This window comes from Picosynechococcus sp. PCC 7003, from assembly GCF_001693255.1.
In the GTDB taxonomy this organism is placed as follows: domain Bacteria; phylum Cyanobacteriota; class Cyanobacteriia; order Cyanobacteriales; family MRBY01; genus MRBY01.
This window is the reverse complement of record NZ_CP016474.1, coordinates 2,362,510-2,380,899: the sequence shown is the minus strand read 5'-3', so window position 1 is coordinate 2,380,899 and position 18,390 is coordinate 2,362,510. Positions and strand designations below refer to the sequence as shown.

The 18,390-nt window shown below is 50.0% G+C and carries 21 protein-coding genes, 1 tRNA gene and 1 other RNA gene; 9 read left to right on the top strand and 14 right to left on the bottom strand.

What is annotated here, in order from left to right; all coding sequences use genetic code 11:
• Positions 1-91: 91 nt before the first annotated feature.
• Both AWQ21_RS11405 and ssrS read left to right on the top strand, forming a co-directional pair.
• Positions 92-619 (top strand): hypothetical protein, encoded by a 528-nt coding sequence (locus tag AWQ21_RS11405; RefSeq protein WP_232314964.1) that lies wholly within the window; start codon positions 92-94, stop codon positions 617-619.
• A 37-nt stretch (positions 620-656) separates the two neighbouring features.
• Positions 657-842, top strand: a non-coding RNA gene (gene ssrS, locus AWQ21_RS11400) — 6S RNA.
• A 37-nt stretch (positions 843-879) separates the two neighbouring features.
• On the opposite strand, the gene AWQ21_RS11395 is transcribed toward ssrS, so the two are convergent.
• Together AWQ21_RS11395 and AWQ21_RS11390 are read right to left on the bottom strand one after the other, a co-directional pair.
• Entirely contained in the window at positions 880-1,437 is a 558-nt protein-coding gene (locus AWQ21_RS11395; RefSeq protein WP_065715327.1) for a CPBP family intramembrane glutamic endopeptidase, read from the bottom strand.
• 39 nt (positions 1,438-1,476) lie between these two features.
• Positions 1,477-2,550, bottom strand: coding sequence for a DUF3326 domain-containing protein (locus AWQ21_RS11390; protein WP_065714633.1), 1,074 nt, complete (start codon positions 2,548-2,550; stop codon positions 1,477-1,479).
• Positions 2,551-2,727: 177 nt separating this feature from the next.
• Here AWQ21_RS11390 and glmU point away from each other — a divergent pair, with 177 nt between their 5' ends.
• Positions 2,728-4,077, top strand: a complete 1,350-nt coding sequence (gene glmU, locus AWQ21_RS11385) for a bifunctional UDP-N-acetylglucosamine diphosphorylase/glucosamine-1-phosphate N-acetyltransferase GlmU (RefSeq protein WP_065714632.1) — start codon at positions 2,728-2,730, stop codon at positions 4,075-4,077.
• Between the two features lie 61 nt (positions 4,078-4,138).
• Here the strand turns inward: glmU and AWQ21_RS11380 are convergent, their stop codons facing one another.
• The 5 genes from AWQ21_RS11380 to AWQ21_RS11360 form a co-directional block, all read right to left on the bottom strand.
• A complete protein-coding gene (locus AWQ21_RS11380; protein ID WP_083998013.1) occupies positions 4,139-7,012 on the bottom strand; it encodes an RNA helicase in 2,874 nt (957 codons plus the stop codon).
• A gap of 219 nt (positions 7,013-7,231) precedes the next feature.
• Entirely contained in the window at positions 7,232-7,486 is a 255-nt protein-coding gene (locus tag AWQ21_RS11375; protein ID WP_232314963.1) for a DUF5340 domain-containing protein, read from the bottom strand.
• 49 nt (positions 7,487-7,535) lie between these two features.
• On the bottom strand, positions 7,536-8,483 hold the full coding sequence (locus AWQ21_RS11370) for a hypothetical protein (RefSeq protein WP_232314962.1): 948 nt from the start codon (positions 8,481-8,483) through the stop codon (positions 7,536-7,538).
• 16 nt (positions 8,484-8,499) lie between these two features.
• Positions 8,500-9,120 carry an aminoacyl-tRNA hydrolase gene (pth, locus tag AWQ21_RS11365; RefSeq protein WP_065714629.1) on the bottom strand — a complete coding sequence of 207 codons (621 nt, stop codon included), beginning with the start codon at positions 9,118-9,120 and terminating at the stop codon, positions 8,500-8,502.
• 15 nt (positions 9,121-9,135) lie between these two features.
• Positions 9,136-9,366 (bottom strand): DUF2811 domain-containing protein, encoded by a 231-nt coding sequence (locus tag AWQ21_RS11360; protein ID WP_030007319.1) that lies wholly within the window; start codon positions 9,364-9,366, stop codon positions 9,136-9,138.
• Between the two features lie 512 nt (positions 9,367-9,878).
• Here AWQ21_RS11360 and AWQ21_RS11350 point away from each other — a divergent pair.
• Positions 9,879-10,982, top strand: a complete 1,104-nt coding sequence (locus tag AWQ21_RS11350; protein ID WP_065714627.1) for an aromatic ring-hydroxylating dioxygenase subunit alpha — start codon at positions 9,879-9,881, stop codon at positions 10,980-10,982.
• A 21-nt stretch (positions 10,983-11,003) separates the two neighbouring features.
• Here the strand turns inward: AWQ21_RS11350 and AWQ21_RS11345 are convergent, their stop codons facing one another.
• Positions 11,004-11,396 (bottom strand): SHOCT domain-containing protein, encoded by a 393-nt coding sequence (locus tag AWQ21_RS11345; protein ID WP_065714626.1) that lies wholly within the window; start codon positions 11,394-11,396, stop codon positions 11,004-11,006.
• Positions 11,397-11,518: 122 nt separating this feature from the next.
• Between AWQ21_RS11345 and AWQ21_RS11340 the strand changes: the two genes are divergently transcribed.
• Both AWQ21_RS11340 and AWQ21_RS11335 read left to right on the top strand, forming a co-directional pair.
• The gene (locus AWQ21_RS11340; protein WP_012307841.1) at positions 11,519-11,836 is read left to right on the top strand and encodes a DUF1825 family protein; all 318 of its coding nucleotides are present in this window, start codon (positions 11,519-11,521) and stop codon (positions 11,834-11,836) included.
• Entirely contained in the window at positions 11,836-12,609 is a 774-nt protein-coding gene (locus AWQ21_RS11335) for an HAD family hydrolase (RefSeq protein ID WP_065714625.1), read from the top strand. The genes AWQ21_RS11340 and AWQ21_RS11335 overlap by 1 nt, the downstream gene beginning before the upstream one ends.
• 3 nt (positions 12,610-12,612) lie before the next feature.
• Here AWQ21_RS11335 and AWQ21_RS11330 read toward each other — a convergent pair whose 3' ends face one another.
• From AWQ21_RS11330 to AWQ21_RS11325, 3 genes are all read right to left on the bottom strand, one after another.
• Positions 12,613-13,386, bottom strand: coding sequence for an ABC transporter permease (locus AWQ21_RS11330; protein WP_062435427.1), 774 nt, complete (start codon positions 13,384-13,386; stop codon positions 12,613-12,615).
• Between the two features lie 26 nt (positions 13,387-13,412).
• Positions 13,413-13,580: a hypothetical protein gene (locus AWQ21_RS16410; RefSeq protein WP_198159644.1), complete on the bottom strand. Its 168-nt coding sequence runs from the start codon at positions 13,578-13,580 to the stop codon at positions 13,413-13,415.
• Positions 13,581-13,654: 74 nt separating this feature from the next.
• A complete protein-coding gene (locus tag AWQ21_RS11325; RefSeq protein ID WP_065714624.1) occupies positions 13,655-14,611 on the bottom strand; it encodes a ParA family protein in 957 nt (318 codons plus the stop codon).
• Positions 14,612-14,795: 184 nt separating this feature from the next.
• On the opposite strand from AWQ21_RS11325, the gene AWQ21_RS16255 reads away from it, so the two are divergent.
• From AWQ21_RS16255 to AWQ21_RS11315, 3 genes are all read left to right on the top strand, one after another.
• Complete coding sequence (locus tag AWQ21_RS16255; protein WP_157094750.1) at positions 14,796-15,041, top strand: acyl-CoA dehydrogenase family protein; 246 nt, start codon at positions 14,796-14,798, stop codon at positions 15,039-15,041.
• Between the two features lie 81 nt (positions 15,042-15,122).
• Complete coding sequence (locus AWQ21_RS11320) at positions 15,123-15,896, top strand: acyl-CoA/acyl-ACP dehydrogenase (RefSeq protein WP_198159643.1); 774 nt, start codon at positions 15,123-15,125, stop codon at positions 15,894-15,896.
• Positions 15,876-15,947, top strand: a tRNA-Gly gene (locus AWQ21_RS11315). Before AWQ21_RS11320 ends, AWQ21_RS11315 begins: the two co-directional genes overlap by 21 nt.
• 169 nt (positions 15,948-16,116) lie before the next feature.
• Here AWQ21_RS11315 and AWQ21_RS11310 read toward each other — a convergent pair.
• The 3 genes from AWQ21_RS11310 to secG form a co-directional block, all read right to left on the bottom strand.
• Positions 16,117-17,160, bottom strand: a complete 1,044-nt coding sequence (locus AWQ21_RS11310) for a hypothetical protein (protein WP_065714623.1) — start codon at positions 17,158-17,160, stop codon at positions 16,117-16,119.
• A gap of 99 nt (positions 17,161-17,259) precedes the next feature.
• Positions 17,260-18,096 carry a matrixin family metalloprotease gene (locus tag AWQ21_RS11305; RefSeq protein ID WP_083998012.1) on the bottom strand — a complete coding sequence of 279 codons (837 nt, stop codon included), beginning with the start codon at positions 18,094-18,096 and terminating at the stop codon, positions 17,260-17,262.
• 7 nt (positions 18,097-18,103) lie between these two features.
• A complete protein-coding gene (secG, locus tag AWQ21_RS11300) occupies positions 18,104-18,346 on the bottom strand; it encodes a preprotein translocase subunit SecG (RefSeq protein ID WP_012307832.1) in 243 nt (80 codons plus the stop codon).
• Between the last annotated feature and the right edge of the window lie 44 nt (positions 18,347-18,390).

The window sequence follows — 18,390 nt, the reverse complement described above, 5'->3', positions numbered from 1 at the left end:
CGAAACAGTTATTGTCTAAGTTTCTCAGTCGTCACTTAAAGTAAAAAAACTCGTGTATATTGAACGTTTTTGTGTAAAATTTCCGGCCCAAATGCCCTCTAGTTTTGATGAAGCATCGTTAATCGGGGTTTTTCAGGGATGGATCCGGGATGAAAAAATTGAAGGCACCCTGATCGATGTGGTGGACTATCGCCATGTGCCCGATGGCCCAGGAATTATGCTCGTCACCTACGAAATCAACTATATGATGGAGCACCAGGGGGGTTATGGTCTGTATGCCCAGCGCCGTTGGAGCAGTGTAGAAAATCAACCCCACCCTGAGGCGATCGCCGATTTAGTCCAGTCAGCAGCTAAATTTGGCAGCTTACTTGAACAAGAAACGGAGATCACCCTCAAGGGCAATGAATTTCTCTACATCAGCAATGATCGGCTCCATGGCCCGAATACCGACGAAGGGTTTGCCGCTGTAAAAGCAGATCTCAGCACTGCCTTAACTCAAATCTATGGTGGCAAAGCCTTCACCATTGAGCGGGTACAAAATAATCCCAAGGAGCGTTTAACCCTGGCTGTCAAGGTGGAAAGCCCAGTGGCGATCGCCGAACTTTGTGCAGTTGCGTAAACGCAAAATAATCCTTTAAGATAATTTTCAACAGGATCAAAGCCTACTGCGTTGGTGACTACCAATATTGTTTGTTGATCTATGCTTGAGCTAATTGGGAAGACTATTTAAGTTCTCGCGGTAGTAGACCGGGCTTGTACTCGGAAACGGAAGCTGAGTTCTGTCCTTCCCCCCTGGATTTTCCAGGTCATAAGCTGAGGTAAGACGGCGCGGCGGGTGTAAATCCTGTATTTTTTTGCCTATTTTTGGGGGTGTCAATGCTACGAGTTAGCATAACGGAGCTTCCAAATCAGGCTTGAGGTAAAGTTTGTGACAATGTGGGCAATCACGGGTACGAGTAAATTTCCCGTGGCGATCGCACTGTAGCCGAGAATAAAGCCGATTATCGTTGCCCAAACGGCATAGGGCCACTGCTGGGCGCCGCTGATGTGGAGTACCCCAAAAATTAGGCTCGATAAACAGAGGGCACCCCAACCTAGACCCAAGCCCGGTAACATGATCCCCCGAAATAAAAATTCTTCACTCAGTCCTGGTAATAATCCCAACCAAATGGAATCAGGTACTGCGAGGGGTTTGAGGACAAATTCGAGATAAGTATCGACACTGCGACGATATTCCGCCCAGACGGCATAGAGGACGCTGCTCGCGCCGATGATTCCCAAGGCGATCGCCACCCCCTGAATGAGAGCAAGACCAGAAAATTCCCAGGCCAAAAGTTCCACATTGCCAATTAACCGCCAGAGATTTCCCACAATAAAAAGTAAGAGCGCCGTAATCCCCATCAGGAGCAATACCTGTTGGCGGGATAGTGGTTCCATGGGCGGTTGGTTGGATTGATTCACAGTAATAAATAAAACCTAGATTGCATTGAGCGGCGGCACGGATGGGGTCAAGCTGGCAAACTCTAAACCCGCACGATGGGCAACCATCATCCCGACGGCCTCTAAATATGAGTCTACTCGACGGGCTTTAATCCCAACGGATTCTGGAAAAATGCTTAATGCAGTGTCATTTTCGTTTACAGCAATAATTAATGTTTCAGTTTGGGCCAGGCTCAAAACAGCACTCCCACCGCAGGCACTGGCGGGGATCACCAGGCTATCTACCTGATCGGCCCAGATTTCTCCGGATTGGCGATCGCCTTTGGTGACAAATTGGGGCGCATAGCTTAAACCCGCCAAAATACAGGGCAAGAATGTATAACCCAATTCCTCAGCGGCGGCCTTAGGAGAAAGTTCTGGTTCAATGGGCAACGGGGATAAGGCCGGGGCATGGGCGCAGGGAATTTGAAATTTTTTCACGAGCAGGTGGGAAATTACGGCTTCAGCACCCGCGAGGGCATCCACCCCGGACCCTTGACGATATTGGGCCAAAAGCTCGCTATCTTCATCATCGGGGAAACGGGCAATGACGGCGATCGCCTCTACCTTGGCTTGGGTAATCAACTTTTCCGCTGCCCGCAGCAAACTGCCGACATTTTCGATGGTGCCCCAACTGACCCCCGTTTCGGAAACCTTGAGGGTGACATTTAATGGCGCATCTGTCACAACATAATCCGTGATTGGTAAACCCAAAGTCGCACGACAGGCTTCGGCCCCCTGGATATGGCGAGTTTTTAATTCTGCTTCAATGCCTTGATCGAGAAGTAACCCTACTTTGTTTTGTCGCACCGGTTTTAAGCCCCAATTTCCTGCTGCAAATTGATCGAGGCCATAACCTTCTACATAGAACGTATTCGCCATGGGCCAAAACAGTTGCGCCCCGTTCAACACATTGGGATGGGTAATCAGGCGATCGCACACCTGGGCCATGAGCCGCGCCATGGGAATCCCGTCCCCCGCGTAGCCACCAATTTTCGCGCCGATCCCCGTGGGGATAATCAGCATTGAGGTATAGGGAGCCGTTTGGTTTGGGGTCGGGGTAAAGGACATAAAAATTTACTGGAAAGGAACGTTTGAGAAATTTAGCACTAATCCGGAAACAGCTTCAGCCCCCCAGCGTTTTTGAGTAAAAAAAGAATCTTCCAGCACACCGATGCCGGAAGGCCCAAACAATACGATATACTCCACACTGAAAATAATGTCAGTCAATCACACACAGCAAAGGCAATGGTAGCGGTAGCAATTTTGGCAGCAGGCAAAGGTACAAGAATGAAATCAGACCTCCCGAAGGTGCTGCATTCCCTGGGCGGGCGATCGCTCGTGGAACGGGTAATTGAAAGTTGTGACTTGATCCAACCGGAACGCATTTGTACCATTGTTGGCTACCGTGCCGCTGAGGTGAAAACGGCCCTGGCCCATTTGCCCCACTTAGAATTTGTCGAACAAACAGAACAACTCGGCACCGGTCACGCCGTCCAACAACTCCTCGAACCCCTCAAAGACTTTGCGGGTGATGTGGTCATTCTCAACGGCGATGTGCCCCTACTGCGTCCTGAAACCATTGCAGACCTCGTGAAAACCCACCAGGAGAATAACAATGACGCAACTTTATTAACGGCTCAGTTACCGAATCCCACAGGCTATGGGCGTGTTTTTTGCGATGGCGATAATCTCGTTACTCAAATCGTCGAACACCGCGACTGCAACGATGCCCAGCGGCAGAATAATCGGATCAATGCCGGTGTCTATTGCTTTAAGTGGGAAGTGTTGGCCGAGGCGCTGCCGAAATTAACCACGAACAACGATCAGCAGGAATATTACCTGACAGATGTTATTCTCCACTGCGATAAGGTGATGGCGATGGATGTGGCGGATTTCCAGGAAATTAGCGGCATCAATGACCGTTTTCAGCTTTCGGCTGCCTATGAAATTTTGCAGGATCGCATCAAGGAAAAATGGATGAAGGCTGGCGTGATGATTCATCAGCCCGATACCGTAACCATTGACGACACCGTACAGCTCGAACCAGATGTGATGATCGAACCCCAAACCCATCTGCGGGGCAATAGCGTGATCAAGACTGGTTGCCGTCTGGGGCCAGGCAGTTTGATTGAAAATAGCGTCATTGAAGCCAATACAGCCATTCTTTATAGCGTGGTGAGTGATAGCCAGGTAGGGGAAAATGCCCAAATTGGCCCCTATGCGCACATTCGGGGTCAGGCTAAGGTTGGGGAGCAATGTCGAGTTGGTAATTTTGTCGAAATCAAAAAATCCACCATCGGTAACAGCACTAACATGGCCCACCTCTCCTATATCGGTGATGCAACCCTAGGAGAAAAGGTGAATATCGGCGCGGGAACGATCACCGCTAATTATGACGGGGTAAATAAGCATCAAACGGTGATTGGCGATCGCAGTAAAACCGGAGCCAATAGCGTTCTGGTTGCACCAATAATCATCGGTGAGGATGTGACCATTGCAGCAGGTTCAACAATCACCAAGGATGTGGAGAATGATTGCCTAGTTGTCGCCCGCGCCCGCCAGAAGGAAATTAAAGGCTGGCGCTTGCAGTCTTAGGCGGAGAAGCCAACTTTTCTTAGGCTGTAAGCCCTTATGAAACTAGCCAATGTCACAATTGCTAAACGGGGAAGCGTTTCATTTTGGCGATCGCCTCTTTGGCTGTGCGCATGAGAACAGGTTTAATCTCCGGGATTTGGGGGATTTGCCAGAGGACATCCACCGTGCGCCGTAACATCCGCACAATGTCCCCTTCATCGAGGCTGGTATTTTCACAAAGTTCTGTCCACTCGACGCCCAAGGCCCATTGTTCCACGAGGCCAATAAATTTACTTTCAAGCCAAACAGGCATGGTCACACCACAATGCTTTTGCACTTGGTACAGTTGGCGGCGCAGTTCCCACAGACTAACGGGATTATGGCCCTGGTCTTTTTTACGGATACCGAGCACTTCTAAAACAGCATTGGGTTGAGGATAGTCCGTCCAACTATCGCCCCGGGGGGGTTCGCTGATGATTGCACAGATAGCGGCGGCCAAATGTTCTGGAGCAAGGTGGTCTAATTGGCCTGACAGCAGACACAGCGCCAACCATAGTTCGTTTTCCCCACGAATCGTTGCCGCAGTACGACCTAAGACCGTTGGCGTATAACCATCAAGAGCACGAAATTCCTGTAAGACTTCAATGAGGTTTAGAAAATCTTGCCAATAATAGGAACGTTTGTTGGCATGCTGACGGTAGAGGGTTTGGCGACGGTTTAATTCTTTGCGGAGGTCTTTGCGTCGCTGGTGACGCTTGAGCAGTTTGCCGGGTTTGTCCTGTTGGCTCAGGGGAGAAGCGGCAAATTTGGCCTGGACAGCGACGAGGCGTTGTTTTTGGGCTTCTACTTCGGGGGCTTCGGTGAGGGGTAACAGGTAATCGGCGATCGCCGCCACGAGGGGAAACGCCTCTTGATCCACTTTGCCATTTTTCCCAAGGGTGAGATTTTGATCAATGGGTAGCGGAATTTGCGCCAGTTGATCGGCTGGAAAAAGACCTTCATTGAGGGCGACCACATCCGTTTCTTTGATTAAGTACCAGCGTTTATCGGTGCCCAAACACAAAAACTGTTGTTCCTCAGTTTGCTCGACGAGGACAGCGGGAACAGCTTCTTTGACCCGCAAATTTTTCCCTTTAAGGTGCAAGATTGAGCCGAGGGGGAGCTGGTCTAATAACGGGGCCAACAGTTTGCGGTTTTCTAGTTCCGCCTGTTCCCGGAGGATGCCTAATAGCCGTTCTTCTTCTTTGAGCCGTTCTTTGAGTTTGCTGTAGCGTTCAAAGTTCCGTTCGTCAAAGGCTGCGAGGTCAATATCAAGATGGGCAATTTCCGTAGTCAGTTCGGCGATCGCCTCCTGTTCCGGACTGAGTTGTTGTTGCACCTGGTATTCCGCAAAACTCCGGGATAAGAGTTCCTTAGATTCTTCCAGGCTATGTTTTTGCAACAGGTTCAAGACCATGCCATAGGACGGCGTAAACCAACTGCGCAGGGGTTCTGCACTAGAAAGAGCAAGCCGAGACGCTTCCTTGGCCCCTTCAAAGGGGGTTTCCACAGTGACCACATAACCCACTTTATCCATGCCCCGCCGACCCGCTCGACCCGCCATCTGCAAAAATTCCGAGGGGGTGAGCATCCGATGGCCTTCATCGGTTCGTTTCGAGAGGGCAGAAATTACCGTGGTGCGGGCGGGCATATTGATCCCTGCGGCCAAAGTCGCCGTCGCAAAAACCAATTTCACGAGGCCCATTTCAAACAGCTTTTCGACGAGTTCCTTCCAGGCCGGCAGAATCCCCGCGTGGTGAGCCGCGATGCCCCGCAGTAGCGGTTCTACTTGTTCGGGACGGGCAAATTTTGACTGCTGGGCAAGGTATTGCCAGAGTTGCTCCCGCAGGGGGAGATTGGCCTGGAGATAGTCCACCAGTTTTTCGGTAGAAAAGGGATTTTTGGCGATGAAGTCCAGCACCAGGGCTTTAAATTCTGGGGTGCCATCATATTGATTAAGGAGCTTTTCCTGGAGCTTCCCTTGGTTATCCAAGAAAAAGTGGAGCAGGGTGGCTTCTAATAATTTGGCTTCTTCTGGGGAAACGAGGGTGATGTCATTGAGTTGGGTGACCGAGCGATCGCAGCCCCGTCGACTGAAAATGATGTAAATCGCTGGTAGCAGATCCTTTTGCCGGAGTTGCCGCACAATGGCGAATAAGCTGGGGCAGTCTTCCCGCTGGCGTTTCTTGCGCTTGCCTTGGGGGGCATTGGTGCGCGATCGCAAGCGCGTATTCATCTTTTCTCCTGCCTGATCGAGGAGCGGGTACAAGCCTTTTTTGTTGCTATAGAGAAACTCCAGGGGCACGGGGCGGTGGTCAGAATCAACTAATTCGCAGCGGTGTTCTTTGCTGTTGGGGTGGTCTTCGTGGGCCGCTTGACGAGTTCTATTAATCCAGGCGGTAAAAATCTCTGGGTTGCCAATGGTCGCCGATAGGCCAACAATTTGAATCTCGGAGGGGCAGTAAATAATGGATTCTTCCCAGACAGTGCCGCGACCGCGATCGCTAATGTAGTGGCATTCATCGAGCACCACTGTTAAGACATTTTCGAGGGACGTACCCACCTGACCAATGGGGGTTTCGTAGAGCATATTCCGGAAAATTTCCGTGGTCATCACGACGATGGTCGCCTGGGCATTGATGATGATATCGCCTGTGATCAAACCCACTTGTTTTTCGCCGAAGGTTTCGCCAAAATCCCGGAACTTTTGGTTGGAAAGGGCTTTGAGGGGAGTGGTATAAAAAACCCGTTGACCCATGGCGAGGGCACGGTGGATCGCATACTCACCAATGACGGTTTTACCGGAGCCAGTCGGCGCACAGACCACCACGGATCTGTCGGCATCAAGGGCGGCGATCGCCTGTTTTTGAAACTGATCTAACTGAAACGGAAAAACTTGATTTAAATCTACTTGCAACCTAACCCACCTTTGCTCCTGATTCGGTATTGTGGCCTAACGAATTCGGTCTACCGAAATCAAAAAACTGTTTATGCTATGAATGTTCTGTCCAAAATCCATTATAAAGGGGAGTCCCCCAGGCCCAGAGAATCCACGGGAAAATGCCAGCCTATCTTACAAAAAAAATGTGCTGTGGACAGGGTTTTTATGTTTGCACAAACTAGGAGCGTTAAAGTTCTATGCTTCCGGGGTGTGGTCTGGCGTTTGATTGTTGAGAGACCAATGGTATTCGTAGGGGATACGGAGCTGGTCACAACTACGCTCTAGTTGCTTTTGTTGAGAAAAAGCCTTGCGCAGGGTGAGGATCAATTGCTGGATTTGAGTCCGGGTCATGGGATCTTTGGTGGCGACCCGTTGGGCTTTGCGCTCCAAAATTTGCAGGATCGTTTCGTAGTGGATGTGGGAGGGCAGGGGTAAGGGTTCCATGGTCATAGAAGAATAATAGTTTGCCGAATTTTGTTGACTTTGAGGTCTCACTATATCAAAGGTTTGGGGGGAGCTTTTGGACAGGCGATCGCCAACCCCAAATCCCCAGGGGCAAAATTTCTGCCAGGATACTAACCCCCCGCATCAAGGCCACGATGGTTAAAAGACTGCCAACGCCGACATTTGTGTTCCCGACGGTTTCTAAAAGGGCCAAGGCCACCACCTCAAATACCCCTAATCCCCCCGGTGCCCCAGGAATAATAAATCCAGCCAACCAGGCCCCACTAAACACCCCCAGCAGTTGGGGAATCTGAGCACTACTCAGGGGGGCGATCGCCCACCACGTTAAAAGAAATCCTGTCCCCCGCAGGCCGATGAAAATCAATTCTCCCAGGAGAGGTTGCCAGGGGTAAATTTTCAAGCGTACTGGGTCATGATCCTGGGTTTTTCCCCGGGAAACCTTTTGGATTACGGGATTGAAAAAATAAGGATGGATTCCACCCAGAACACCGATCAAGCCCAAGGGCACCAATAATTTTAGTAGCGGCAATTGCTCCATCTGCACGAGGCTGCCCCCCAACCCCAAGACCAAGGCGATCGCCGCTGCCGCTGCCAATAGAAGGGGTTCCAGGAGCACCGCTAAGCTGGCCACCCCCCAGGGACTCCCCACCGCCACAATCCGGGTCATTCGCCCGTAGAAATGCCAAATATTTCCCGGCAGATACTTCGCCATGTTGGTGCGAAGATATAAGGCGATCGCCTCCCCATAACCAATGGGCACCCGAAACATCGCCAGAATCCGGCCCCACACCAAGGCCGACCACACATGGGATGCCGTTGTCACCAAGACACTCGCCCCCACCAAGAGCCACCCCCGTCGTTCCAGGCGAATTTGAGCCACCTCTTGCCAATGGTTCCGGAGGGTTACCAACAAAAAAAAGAGCGTCAGGCCAACAATAAACCAACGCAAATAGGGCTTGATCCGCGATAACTTTTCTTTCAAAATTCCTGCCAGATGCCTATGACTGACCCGATTCAACACTGCGGGCATTATAGATGCTCATAGCCTTCTCCACCCCTTCCCGGAGACTCAAGGCTAACGCTTCCTCCGCCAGCCCTAGCACATCATTTAAAACGGGCTTCTCTGCTGGCGCAAATTTCCCAAGCACATGGGCGATGGTGGGTCGATCGCCTTGGAGTTGGGTTTTGCCGATGCCAATGCGTAATCGAGGAAAACTTTGGGTCCCCAGATGGGAAATGATGGATTTAATCCCATTGTGCCCCCCTGCGGATCCTTGCAGGCGTAACCGCAGTCGCCCTAGGGGGAGATCCATATCGTCGTAAACCACCAGTACCGATTCCGGTGGAATTTTGTACCAATCAATCACGGCTCGTAACGACTGCCCAGAACGGTTCATATAGGTGGTGGGTTTGAGCAAACCGAGTTTTTGGCCATTGCGGCGCACCTCCGCCCAAACCCCTTGAAATTTCCGATTGTCCTGGAGGGTCGCACCCCAATCTGCGGCGAGGCGATCAACAAATTCAAAACCAATGTTATGGCGCGTGTGATCGTACTTCGGTTCTGGATTCCCCAGCCCCACAATCAACTGGGGAATGACGAGCGGTTTGTCTTGACCCATAACCTCACAAAATACTTAGTAGGACTTTGACTGCTCAAAGAGCGTTTCTAAGTATACTCTGGCGCAGGTACGGTAATTTTCGGCCTCTCGTGGGGTCTGCCCTTCTCCGGTTTGGAGCAGAAATTGGGACAACGCCGCCGCAAACACCCGGTCTTGATCCCAATTGGGATGGGTTTCTAGGTAGTCGGTTAGGGATTGGTGTAGGGCTTCGGGAATTTCGGCCAAAATGCTCACGGTGGGATTCATCATTAACTTTAGCTCTGTCGGAATCTGCGGGACTAAAAAATCAAACTAGCGAGGGACGAAGGAACGGATTTCAGAACTGCTGAAAAATGGTCTTGGCGTTTTGTTCGGTTTCGTCTGTCGTCGCCCTATTGTTGTCTATGGATGGGTGGGTTTGTCAATATTGCAAAATGTTACGGCAAGGCGATCGCCTTTTGGCTGTCCACGAAAAATCAGGGGTTTCAGGGGGATTTTGTTTACGGTTCTTCATATTTTTCCGCCTTTGTAGTGTGGATCTTGAGTTCAAAAGGAGAATTCCCCAAACCAATGCTAAGCCCCAAGAAAATCGTTTTGAGCTGTGGAAAACCTGGGGAAAGTTGTGGAAAAAATGAAACAGATTGGGGAAACCATGGGGAATCATTGGGGGAATTTTTGCGGGAAAAATAAGAATTGCAAATTTGTGAGGAAAGATGAATTTTGTCAGGATTTTTGTTTAAATTTTAGAATCAAAATATCTTCCGGTACGCCGCCTCCCCATGCACAATCGCCACCCCCAAGCCGTCGCTAGTTCGAGTCCTGCTATCCCCCAAAAGCTTGATGTGCGCGCCTGTGGCATCAACAAAAACCATTGGTATGTGACGGCTCGCAGTGCTGAATTAACGGACCAGCCCCTGGGGTTTACCCTCTGGAATGAAGATTTTGTGCTCTACCGGGATCACACAGGTCAAGTCCAAGCCCTCGAAGACCGCTGTCCCCACCGCCAGGTGAAGCTCAGTGCCGGTCAAGTGGTTGGGGATAACCTTGAATGTGCTTACCATGGTTGGCAGTTTGACACGTCTGGTACCTGCGCCCATGTGCCCTATCTCGCAGAAAATCAGAAGCGGCCCGCCTGTAAGATTCGTACCCTACCCGTGCGGGAACAGGATGGTTTTATTTGGGTTTTTCCAGGGAATCCTGAACGTTTAACTGATGGGACGATTCAACCCCTGCCGATCCCAGAATGGGATCATCTAAACTACATTGTCAGCGTCACGACCATTGACTGTGAGGGGCATTTTTCTTATCTCATTGAAAACTTGATGGATATGTACCACGGTCACCTCCATGACAATTATCAAGCGTGGGCTTCGGCAAAGTTAGAGGATATTCAGGTGACCGAGCAGCGGGTAGATGCCCACTACGAAGCCCAGAGCTATTATAAAATTGATAAGATTTGGTCGATCTCCCAATTGTTTTTTCCGGCCCTGCGCAAGCTCCACCCGGAACCGTTGGATGTCAGCTATGTTTACCCCAACTGGAGCGCGACCTTGGGGAATGATTTTAAAATTATGTGCTTGTTTTGTCCGACCCACAGCACCCGCACCCGCGCTTACTTGTTGCATTTCACTTCCCTTAATGCCTTTTGGCGACTCCACAAACTGCCGGTGCCGTTCCGCCGCTGGGTAAAGGATCTCTGTTTCAATGCGGCCAAAGGGTTATTGGATGGCTTGGTAGAGCAAGATGTGCTGATGATCGAGCAGGAGCAACGGGCTTATCTGGAAAATCCTCAGCGCCAAAATGTGGAACTCAACCGTGCGCTGATGGCGGTGCAACGTTTAATCAAACAGCAGGCGATCGCCCAGGGTGAGATAACTCAATAAAGGCAGAATTTGCGTTCAAATTTAGTTCAAAAGCTGGCGGCGTTTTTGCTCAAATTCATATTCCGTGATCAGTCCTTCTATCCGGAGTTTTTCCAGTTCCCGGAGCGCTTCGGCAATGGCAGCAGTTTGTTGGACAGCGGCGATCGCCTGGTCAGCAGCCGGGGCTTTTGTTAAACCAAACCGGGCTTGGAACGAGTCAAAATCTTGCAGTAGGTACCAGACGGCTTCGATGGCACAGGCAATTTGGGGGATCGGCGTTGACCAGAGGAGAATATACACAACCCCCCAAACCGGTTGCCCCACATAAAATTTGTGGACGCCTGAGAGGGGCGTTACCGAACCAAGGAGGGCGAGACCGACAGCAACTTTGCGGTCTTTGGGCTGGGTCAAAAATTTGGCGATCGCCTGTTTCATGGCATTTAGATGTGGAAAACCATACTTTGCGACGGGAAATGCCTCCACTAAAATTTAAGGAAGACACTCACCCCCTATGGTAGAGCAACTTATCCAAGCCGTAGCAGTGCATAGGAGTAATGATGGGATTTTTTGACTCAGAAATTGTCCAGCAGGAAGCCAAAACTTTATTTGAAGACTACCAAAACTTAGTCCAACTCGGCAGTGACTTTGGTAAGTTCGACCGGGAAGGCAAGAAAATGTACATCGACCAGATGGAAAGCGTTATGGATCGCTACAAAATTTTCATGAAACGCTTTGAACTCTCCGATGACTTTATGGCCCAAATGGCTGTTGAGCAGATGAAAACCCAGCTTGGTCAGTTTGGCATGACTCCCCAACAAATGTTTGACCAGATGAATCTGACCCTCGAACGCATGAAGGCCCAAATCCCTGACTAATGGCACCAAAAACAATTATTGCCTTTGACTTTGACGGGGTGATCTGTGACGGGCTGCCGGAATATTTCCATTCCGCTTGCCTTGCGTATCAAACGATTTGGCCCAGTACGCCGGAAGATTTGTTGACAGAATTACAGGCGGACTTCAACGAATTACGGCCTTTAATCGAAACGGGTTGGGAGATGATCATCCTCCTACGAGCTTTACAACAACACATTCCTAAAGCGCGACTCTGGGCAGCTTGGCAAATTGTTGTTCAGCAGATTCTCCAGCAGGAAAATCTGAATTCTGCCCAGTTAATAGAAGCCCTTGATCGAGTGCGCGATCGCCAACTGCAAACCCAGTTAGACCAATGGCGGGGACGACACCAATTTTATCCGGGAATGGTGAAATTACTGCAAAATTTACTGGATCAGGATGACGTAACGCCCTATATCATCACGACGAAAGAAGCCCGTTTTACGCGACAATTACTCCAGCATCAGAATGTCGATTTCCCGGCGGCCCAAATTTTTGGCAAAGAGCAAAAACAACCCAAAACTATCACCTTAAAGCAATTGCTTACACCGGAGGTAGAAACTTTTCTATTCATTGAAGATCGCCTCAAAACCCTGGAAAAAGTTCAACAGCAACCGGAATTAAACACCCTGCAACTGTTTCTTGCAGACTGGGGCTATAACACTGCCCCTGAGCGATCTACCGCCACAAAACAGGGGATCCCTGTCGTGAATTTGTCCCAATGGGTTCAAACGGTCACTGAAAAAACTCGCTAAAGTCTACAGTTGCCGTTCTACTTGGATCATCCGCCGATAGGATAGCCATCCCCCTGCGATCATCGCCAGGGCAAAAATTCCCAAAAACCATAAATGATTGGCGATCGCCCCAATGGTTTCCCCCTCAGCCCAAAGACCCACTAAGGCTTCATTCATGTGAAAAATCGGATTATATTGGGCCGCATTTAGCAGAGCTTCCGGGAAGAGGGAGGTCGGTAAAAAAGCGCCCCCAAGGATCAACAACGGTACGCCGAAGGTCGCCACCAACGCATTGACATCCTCTGTGCGTTTCGCCAATTGAGTTCCCAGAATAAAGCCGACTCCTACATAGGCGATGATGCTCAGGAAAATAATCCCAATGCCCACCACCACCGACCCCGTGAAGGTCGCGCCCACAAAAATGGCGATCGCAAAAACAAGCAAAGCCTGACCAATCCCAATCAAACAATGGGCGAGGAAAATCCCCAGAAAATAAGCCGTCCCACTCAAAGGGGAAATAAATAAACGCTTGAGGGTGTGCTGTTCCCGTTCCGAAACCACCGTCGCAATACTGCCCCCCAAGCAGCTAAAAAAGAGAGCTGCCCCCACCAACGTCGAAGGCGCCGCAAATTCCATCGCTTCAGCCAAGCTCAAACCTGCCCGTTCCGCCAAAATAAACCCATTGAGGAACAGGAGAGAAACGGGAAATAAAATCCAAAAAATTAAGCTCCGTCGCCGCCGCCACAACTCCAGTAAAATTCTCTGGCTAACGGCGATCGTTTCGTACCAATATTTCATCCGTAAAGGTGCCTAGAGATTATGCCCTACAGCGTTTCATCTAACTCCGCAATCAATTCGTCTAATTCTTCGAGGGCTTGGTTAACATCGAGTCGCAGAGTGCCAATATTGGGGTTTTCGAGCAGCTTGAGTAATACCGTCCGTTTACCTTTGATCGCGTCAATTTTTGTTTTGAGTACAGCCAGATCTGTCATAGCAATTCAAGATTTGTAGGAATAAATACCATCCGCTAAAGACCATACCCCAAAAAATGGGAGCTTGCCCAGATTTACTCGATATCCGCGAGGTTGATTCGAGAAGGGCGCTGTTCTGCGAGGCCCCCCGCTTCCTTGAGTTTGGCGATAAATTCTTCTGTTAGTTTCATAAATGCTTTGGCCCCCGCCGTGTTCGGCATCGAAACCACGACCGGCTGAAATGTATCAAGGGCCTTGGCAACATTCACATCCATCGGAATTTTGTACTTAAAAATTTGCGTACTGGTAAAGTCATCGCTGACCCGTTTCATCACTTGGTTATAGTAGCGATTCAGCAAGCTCCCACCAGAAAGAATGAAGACGATGCCCAATAGATCTAACTTAATCGGATCAATATTTCTAGGATCAGTGTCTTGGTGGCTATCCCGTAGGGCACGGATCCGCCGTTGCAGGAGTTGGATGCCCACCACAGATAAAGGTTCGGGACGGGCCGGCAAAATATAAAAATCGCTGGCGGCCAAACCACTCCGGGTGACCAAGTTATAGCCGGGGGCACAGTCCATAATGATGAAGTCGTATTTATCCATCACCGGCGCCAGAATCTTACGAATTAAGACCAGCTCAAAATTGTTCCAGATGGCTTGAAAGTCTAGGTTCGGATCTTTGTGGGCTTTTTGGTGAAGCATGTCCGAGACGAGATATTCGTCGTAAAGCTCGATGTCACCAGGAAGCAAATCTAGGCCCTGGACATTGGCAATGTAAGGACAAATGATGTCGTTGATATCTAGGCTTTGCTTGAGGGTCGGCTTGATGGCCGTTTCGATGAGGTGGCTAATGGTACGGCGGCCTTTGCGGATGCGGGCAAAATCCTGGGGGGGCATCAAACTGAGGGTGGCACTAATCTGGGAGTCGAGGTCAACAACAAGTACGCGTTTTTTGTGATGGCGGGCAAGGCAGGCGGCGAGGTTGACGGTGAGGGTGGTTTTACCAACGCCCCCTTTCATATTGACGGTACTAATGATGAGTGCCATAGAAACCTGGGAAATAGATGATTGGGTTAGTGGGTTGACAGGGAAGTTAAGGGGATTAGGTTAAGATTTTTAGTTATTGTACCGCCATCTTCTAGTTTCCTTTGGGAATTAGTGAAACCGAAAAATTTAGGGTGTTGATGGTCAGGGATTCTGTAAAAAAATAGGGTTAAATCATTTTTCATCAATGGGTCAGTTTGCCTGGGAAAATTTAGCAGAATATCTCCGTTTATCGATTGCGCCCCAGGCGGAAAAGCTGGATCAAGATCCCCTTGCTCTCAGTCAGGCCCTTGATGGTCTAGGCGATCGCCATCTCTTGGCACTCCGGGTACCCGAAAAATTAGGGGGTTCTGGGTTGAGCGCCGTTGAATATTACCAAGCCACGGTGGCCATGGCGGCGGCTTCGGGGGCCTTGGCTTTCCTCCAAACCTAACACCAGAGTGCGGCCAGTCGCATTGCCCGGTTTGGCAACTCTGAGCAACAGCGGTTATTACCCCAAATGGCCAGGGGAAATGTGCGGATCGGTGTGGGCTTTTCCCATCTCCGGCGGCGGGGCGAACCTGCGGTACGGGCAATCCCCCAGGGCGAGAGTTATTGCTTAACGGGTACTATCCCTTGGGTGACGGGCTATGGTTTTTTTCAACGGGCGATCGCCGGGGCCACTTTACCCGACGGTTCAGAATTGTATGGTTTGATTCCCCTCGAAACATCACAGCATTCAGGGCAGGGAGAAATTTTTTGTAGTCAACCCCTCCCCCTTGCTGCCATGGGGGTGAGTCAGACAGTGACGGTCAAACTCCAAAATTGGTTGGTTCCCGCTGCCGATGTTCTGGTGATCCAGCCCCCTGGCACGATCCACAAAGGCGATCGCCAGCAGATTTTGCACCATGGCTTTTTTGCGCTCGGCTGCGCCCGGGGTGTGCTTAATTGGTTAGCGACGACTGACTTTGACGATGTAACAGCCCTAGAAGACCACTGGCAGGCACTCCATGAGCAGTTGTTTTGCGCCATTAAGGAACCCCAAAAAGAAAGTTTCCAAACCAAACTGGCGTTGCGTCTCAGCGCAATCCAAACGGCCCAAACTTTTGCCCAAATTGCTCTTCATTGGTCAGGGGGAGCCGGGAATCTACTCACCAGTCCGGCCCAACGTTTCTATCGCGAAGCAATGATGTACAGCGTCTTTGGTCAAACCCAAACGATTCGCGCCGCCATGGTCAAAAGCTTGCTACCGGGAAAAACTTCAGGATATACTGTTAAATCGAATTATGCGGGTGTAGTTCAGTGGTAGAACGTCAGCTTCCCAAGCTGAATGTCGTCGGTTCGAGTCCGATCATCCGCTTTGACTTGGAAAATCAAAGTTGTTTCCCAGGATTAAAATTGAGTGGTTTTGCGCCATTCAGTTTGAAACAATTATCAGCCCCCCAAACACCCAAAAAGATTCCCAGCAGAGTGTTGAATCCACTGGGAACTGAAATTTTGAGACTATCTAAGGGTAAAAAATTCGCCTTTTAGTATTTACGCCAACGATTCAGATAAAATTCACCGATGCTGGCAACCCCTGTCGCTTGGTGAGTTTGGGCTTCTAAAGCTCGGAGGCGATCACCTTGCAATTTGTATTGTTGCTGCAAATCCGCATGGGCTTGTTTCAAAGTGGCGAGGGTCTGGCCTTGGTCGGTTTGGGCTGCTATTTGTGCTCGACTAGACTGTAGCGCCTGTTCGAGTTGAGCAATCGTCTGGCGCTGCTGGGTAATTTGGCTTTGCAATGTTGCCTCAGCAGTTGTGGCTGCCTGGAGTTGCTGTTGAAGTTTTTCTGTTTCTTGTTGCAGGGCTGCGAGACGTTTCTGAAGTTGGGTCTGTTCGGCTTGAGTTTTTTCTGCGGCTAATCCCTTTTGCTGCAGTTGAGCGATCTCTGCTTTCTGAGATTCAAGGGTTTGGACAAGGGTTTTGTTCTCCCCTTGAATTTTTTCAAACTTGGCCGTTCCTTGGTCAAGTTCTTGTTGTAATGTCTTGTTTTTTTCGTTGGTTGAATCGAGGTTTTTTTCTGATTCGTTTAATTGTTTCGTTAAGGCTTGAATCTGATTTTTTTGATCGGCAATTTGCTTTTCAAGGGTCGCAACTTGCTGGGATTGATTAGTCGTTGTCGAAGTCGATTTTTCGGCGGTATTGGGACGAGTCACTGGCCGTTTAAGGGAAGGAGAAGCCTCTGCTAATTTGGCTTCTAGATCGGCAATGATCTTCGCTTGGGAAGCAATTTTTGCTGCTAATTCTGTATCGGGGCTAGGGGTCGTTGGTGCGGTCTCGGCAGCAGCGGTTTCAGCTAAGTCTACTTGTACTTTTGCCGTGTCTTCGGCCTCTTTTTCGACAGACACCAAGAGTTTCTTTTCTGCTTCCGGTGCCGTGATTGCAACAGTGCCCGCCATCAGGTTTTCGATGAAGGCAGACCGGGAAAAGCCGGATTTTTGAGCCATTTCTGCAAGGCGATCGATGGCTTGGGACGTAAGGGATAGGGTAACAGCATTTTTGCCAGTGGTCTTACGTTTCTTTTTTGCCATGTAGATTGCCTCAAAATTCACTCTAGCCTTTAACTATAGGATAGGCATCTGCCCACTGTAAAGTCAGAAAAAGGCTTCATAATACTTCACAAAAGAAAATTATTGACCTTCTTTAAGGCTCTGGGGATCAGCGAGTTTTTTAGTGGCTAAAGGAGGCATTGGCCAGCCTAAACGGGTTGGTTGTTGGTAGATTTTGCGGAGGGTATTGATATCAGCAGCGGAGATCCTTGCTTGGGTGCCCATTTGTCTTGGGAAAAGCGCATCTTCAGCATTGGGGCTATGACCCCAAATACCAAGGGCGTGACCCAATTCATGGCAAGCGGTATTTTGGGTGGCGATCGCCCCTTGGTGATCATTCAGCAGAATGGTCATGCGGTGGCGGAGAATGTTTCGGTCGTCGATGTAGAATTCGTAGCGAGTTTCGGCATTGCGGCCCAAAGAATAGCGAATTTTGCCTGTTTCTGGGTCGATCTCCCTTTGGGCTGGGGGAGCTTGGCGCTGAATCACGATATCGGCGGTATCTGCTGTCTCGAGAATTAACAACGGTAGATAAGTTTGCCACTGGGCGATCGCCGCGATGGTGGCCCATTGCCATTGTTGCTGACGTTGTTGGGCCGCAGGACTGGCAGCGGGATCAAGGGGGGCCACGTAAACGTTCACCGGAAACTCCGACCAGATCAAATGGCCCAGGGGAGAGGGGGTAACCGCCCCGAAGTAATCTTCTGCCGCAGTTATCGGGTCTGACGTCCCTTGGAGCGTTTCTGGCAGAGGATGGGTCTGGGATTGGGGTAAACGCGTGAGCAATTCTGGGCCTAAACCATAGCTGCCCCACTGGAGACCCAAGGCGATCGCTAAACCCCCAAGGAGACCAAACCAAAAACGCCACCCCCAAGGATGACGCCGCCAAGTCCGAAAAATACCGTCTAACCCAGCCAAAAGAATCCTATTGACCAACGACTGGTGTTAACCAACCCGCACTCAGGATGACCGTTAAGCTCATAAAGGTAATACACAAAATCCAAGTAGCACGGTTAAGAGCCGTTTCGGCACTTTTTGTACTGGTAAACATCTGTGCCTGACCGCCAATTCCCCCTAAACCGTCTCCCTTGGGGCTATGGAGTAAGACCAGCAGAATAAGGCCAACGGCGGAGACCATCCACACAATTTGCAAAATAGATTCCAACATAGATCAATGACGAACGAATAAATGTTTGATTTCAGCGGGGAAAC

Excerpts from the sequence above, each read along its gene's own strand:
- AWQ21_RS11405 (WP_232314964.1), top strand. The coding sequence starts at position 92 with ATGCCCTCTAGTTTTGATGAAGCATCGTTAATCGGGGTTTTTCAGGGA.
- AWQ21_RS11395 (WP_065715327.1), bottom strand. The coding sequence starts at position 1,437 with ATGGAACCACTATCCCGCCAACAGGTATTGCTCCTGATGGGGATTACG.
- AWQ21_RS11390 (WP_065714633.1), bottom strand. The coding sequence starts at position 2,550 with ATGTCCTTTACCCCGACCCCAAACCAAACGGCTCCCTATACCTCAATG.
- glmU (WP_065714632.1), top strand. The coding sequence starts at position 2,728 with ATGGTAGCGGTAGCAATTTTGGCAGCAGGCAAAGGTACAAGAATGAAA.
- AWQ21_RS11375 (WP_232314963.1), bottom strand. The coding sequence starts at position 7,486 with ATGACCATGGAACCCTTACCCCTGCCCTCCCACATCCACTACGAAACG.
- pth (WP_065714629.1), bottom strand. The coding sequence starts at position 9,120 with ATGGGTCAAGACAAACCGCTCGTCATTCCCCAGTTGATTGTGGGGCTG.
- AWQ21_RS11360 (WP_030007319.1), bottom strand. The coding sequence starts at position 9,366 with ATGAATCCCACCGTGAGCATTTTGGCCGAAATTCCCGAAGCCCTACAC.
- AWQ21_RS11350 (WP_065714627.1), top strand. The coding sequence starts at position 9,879 with ATGCACAATCGCCACCCCCAAGCCGTCGCTAGTTCGAGTCCTGCTATC.
- AWQ21_RS11345 (WP_065714626.1), bottom strand. The coding sequence starts at position 11,396 with ATGAAACAGGCGATCGCCAAATTTTTGACCCAGCCCAAAGACCGCAAA.
- AWQ21_RS11340 (WP_012307841.1), top strand. The coding sequence starts at position 11,519 with ATGGGATTTTTTGACTCAGAAATTGTCCAGCAGGAAGCCAAAACTTTA.
- AWQ21_RS11335 (WP_065714625.1), top strand. The coding sequence starts at position 11,836 with ATGGCACCAAAAACAATTATTGCCTTTGACTTTGACGGGGTGATCTGT.
- AWQ21_RS11330 (WP_062435427.1), bottom strand. The coding sequence starts at position 13,386 with ATGAAATATTGGTACGAAACGATCGCCGTTAGCCAGAGAATTTTACTG.
- AWQ21_RS16410 (WP_198159644.1), bottom strand. The coding sequence starts at position 13,580 with ATGACAGATCTGGCTGTACTCAAAACAAAAATTGACGCGATCAAAGGT.
- AWQ21_RS11325 (WP_065714624.1), bottom strand. The coding sequence starts at position 14,611 with ATGGCACTCATCATTAGTACCGTCAATATGAAAGGGGGCGTTGGTAAA.
- AWQ21_RS16255 (WP_157094750.1), top strand. The coding sequence starts at position 14,796 with ATGGGTCAGTTTGCCTGGGAAAATTTAGCAGAATATCTCCGTTTATCG.
- AWQ21_RS11310 (WP_065714623.1), bottom strand. The coding sequence starts at position 17,160 with ATGGCAAAAAAGAAACGTAAGACCACTGGCAAAAATGCTGTTACCCTA.
- secG (WP_012307832.1), bottom strand. The coding sequence starts at position 18,346 with ATGTTGGAATCTATTTTGCAAATTGTGTGGATGGTCTCCGCCGTTGGC.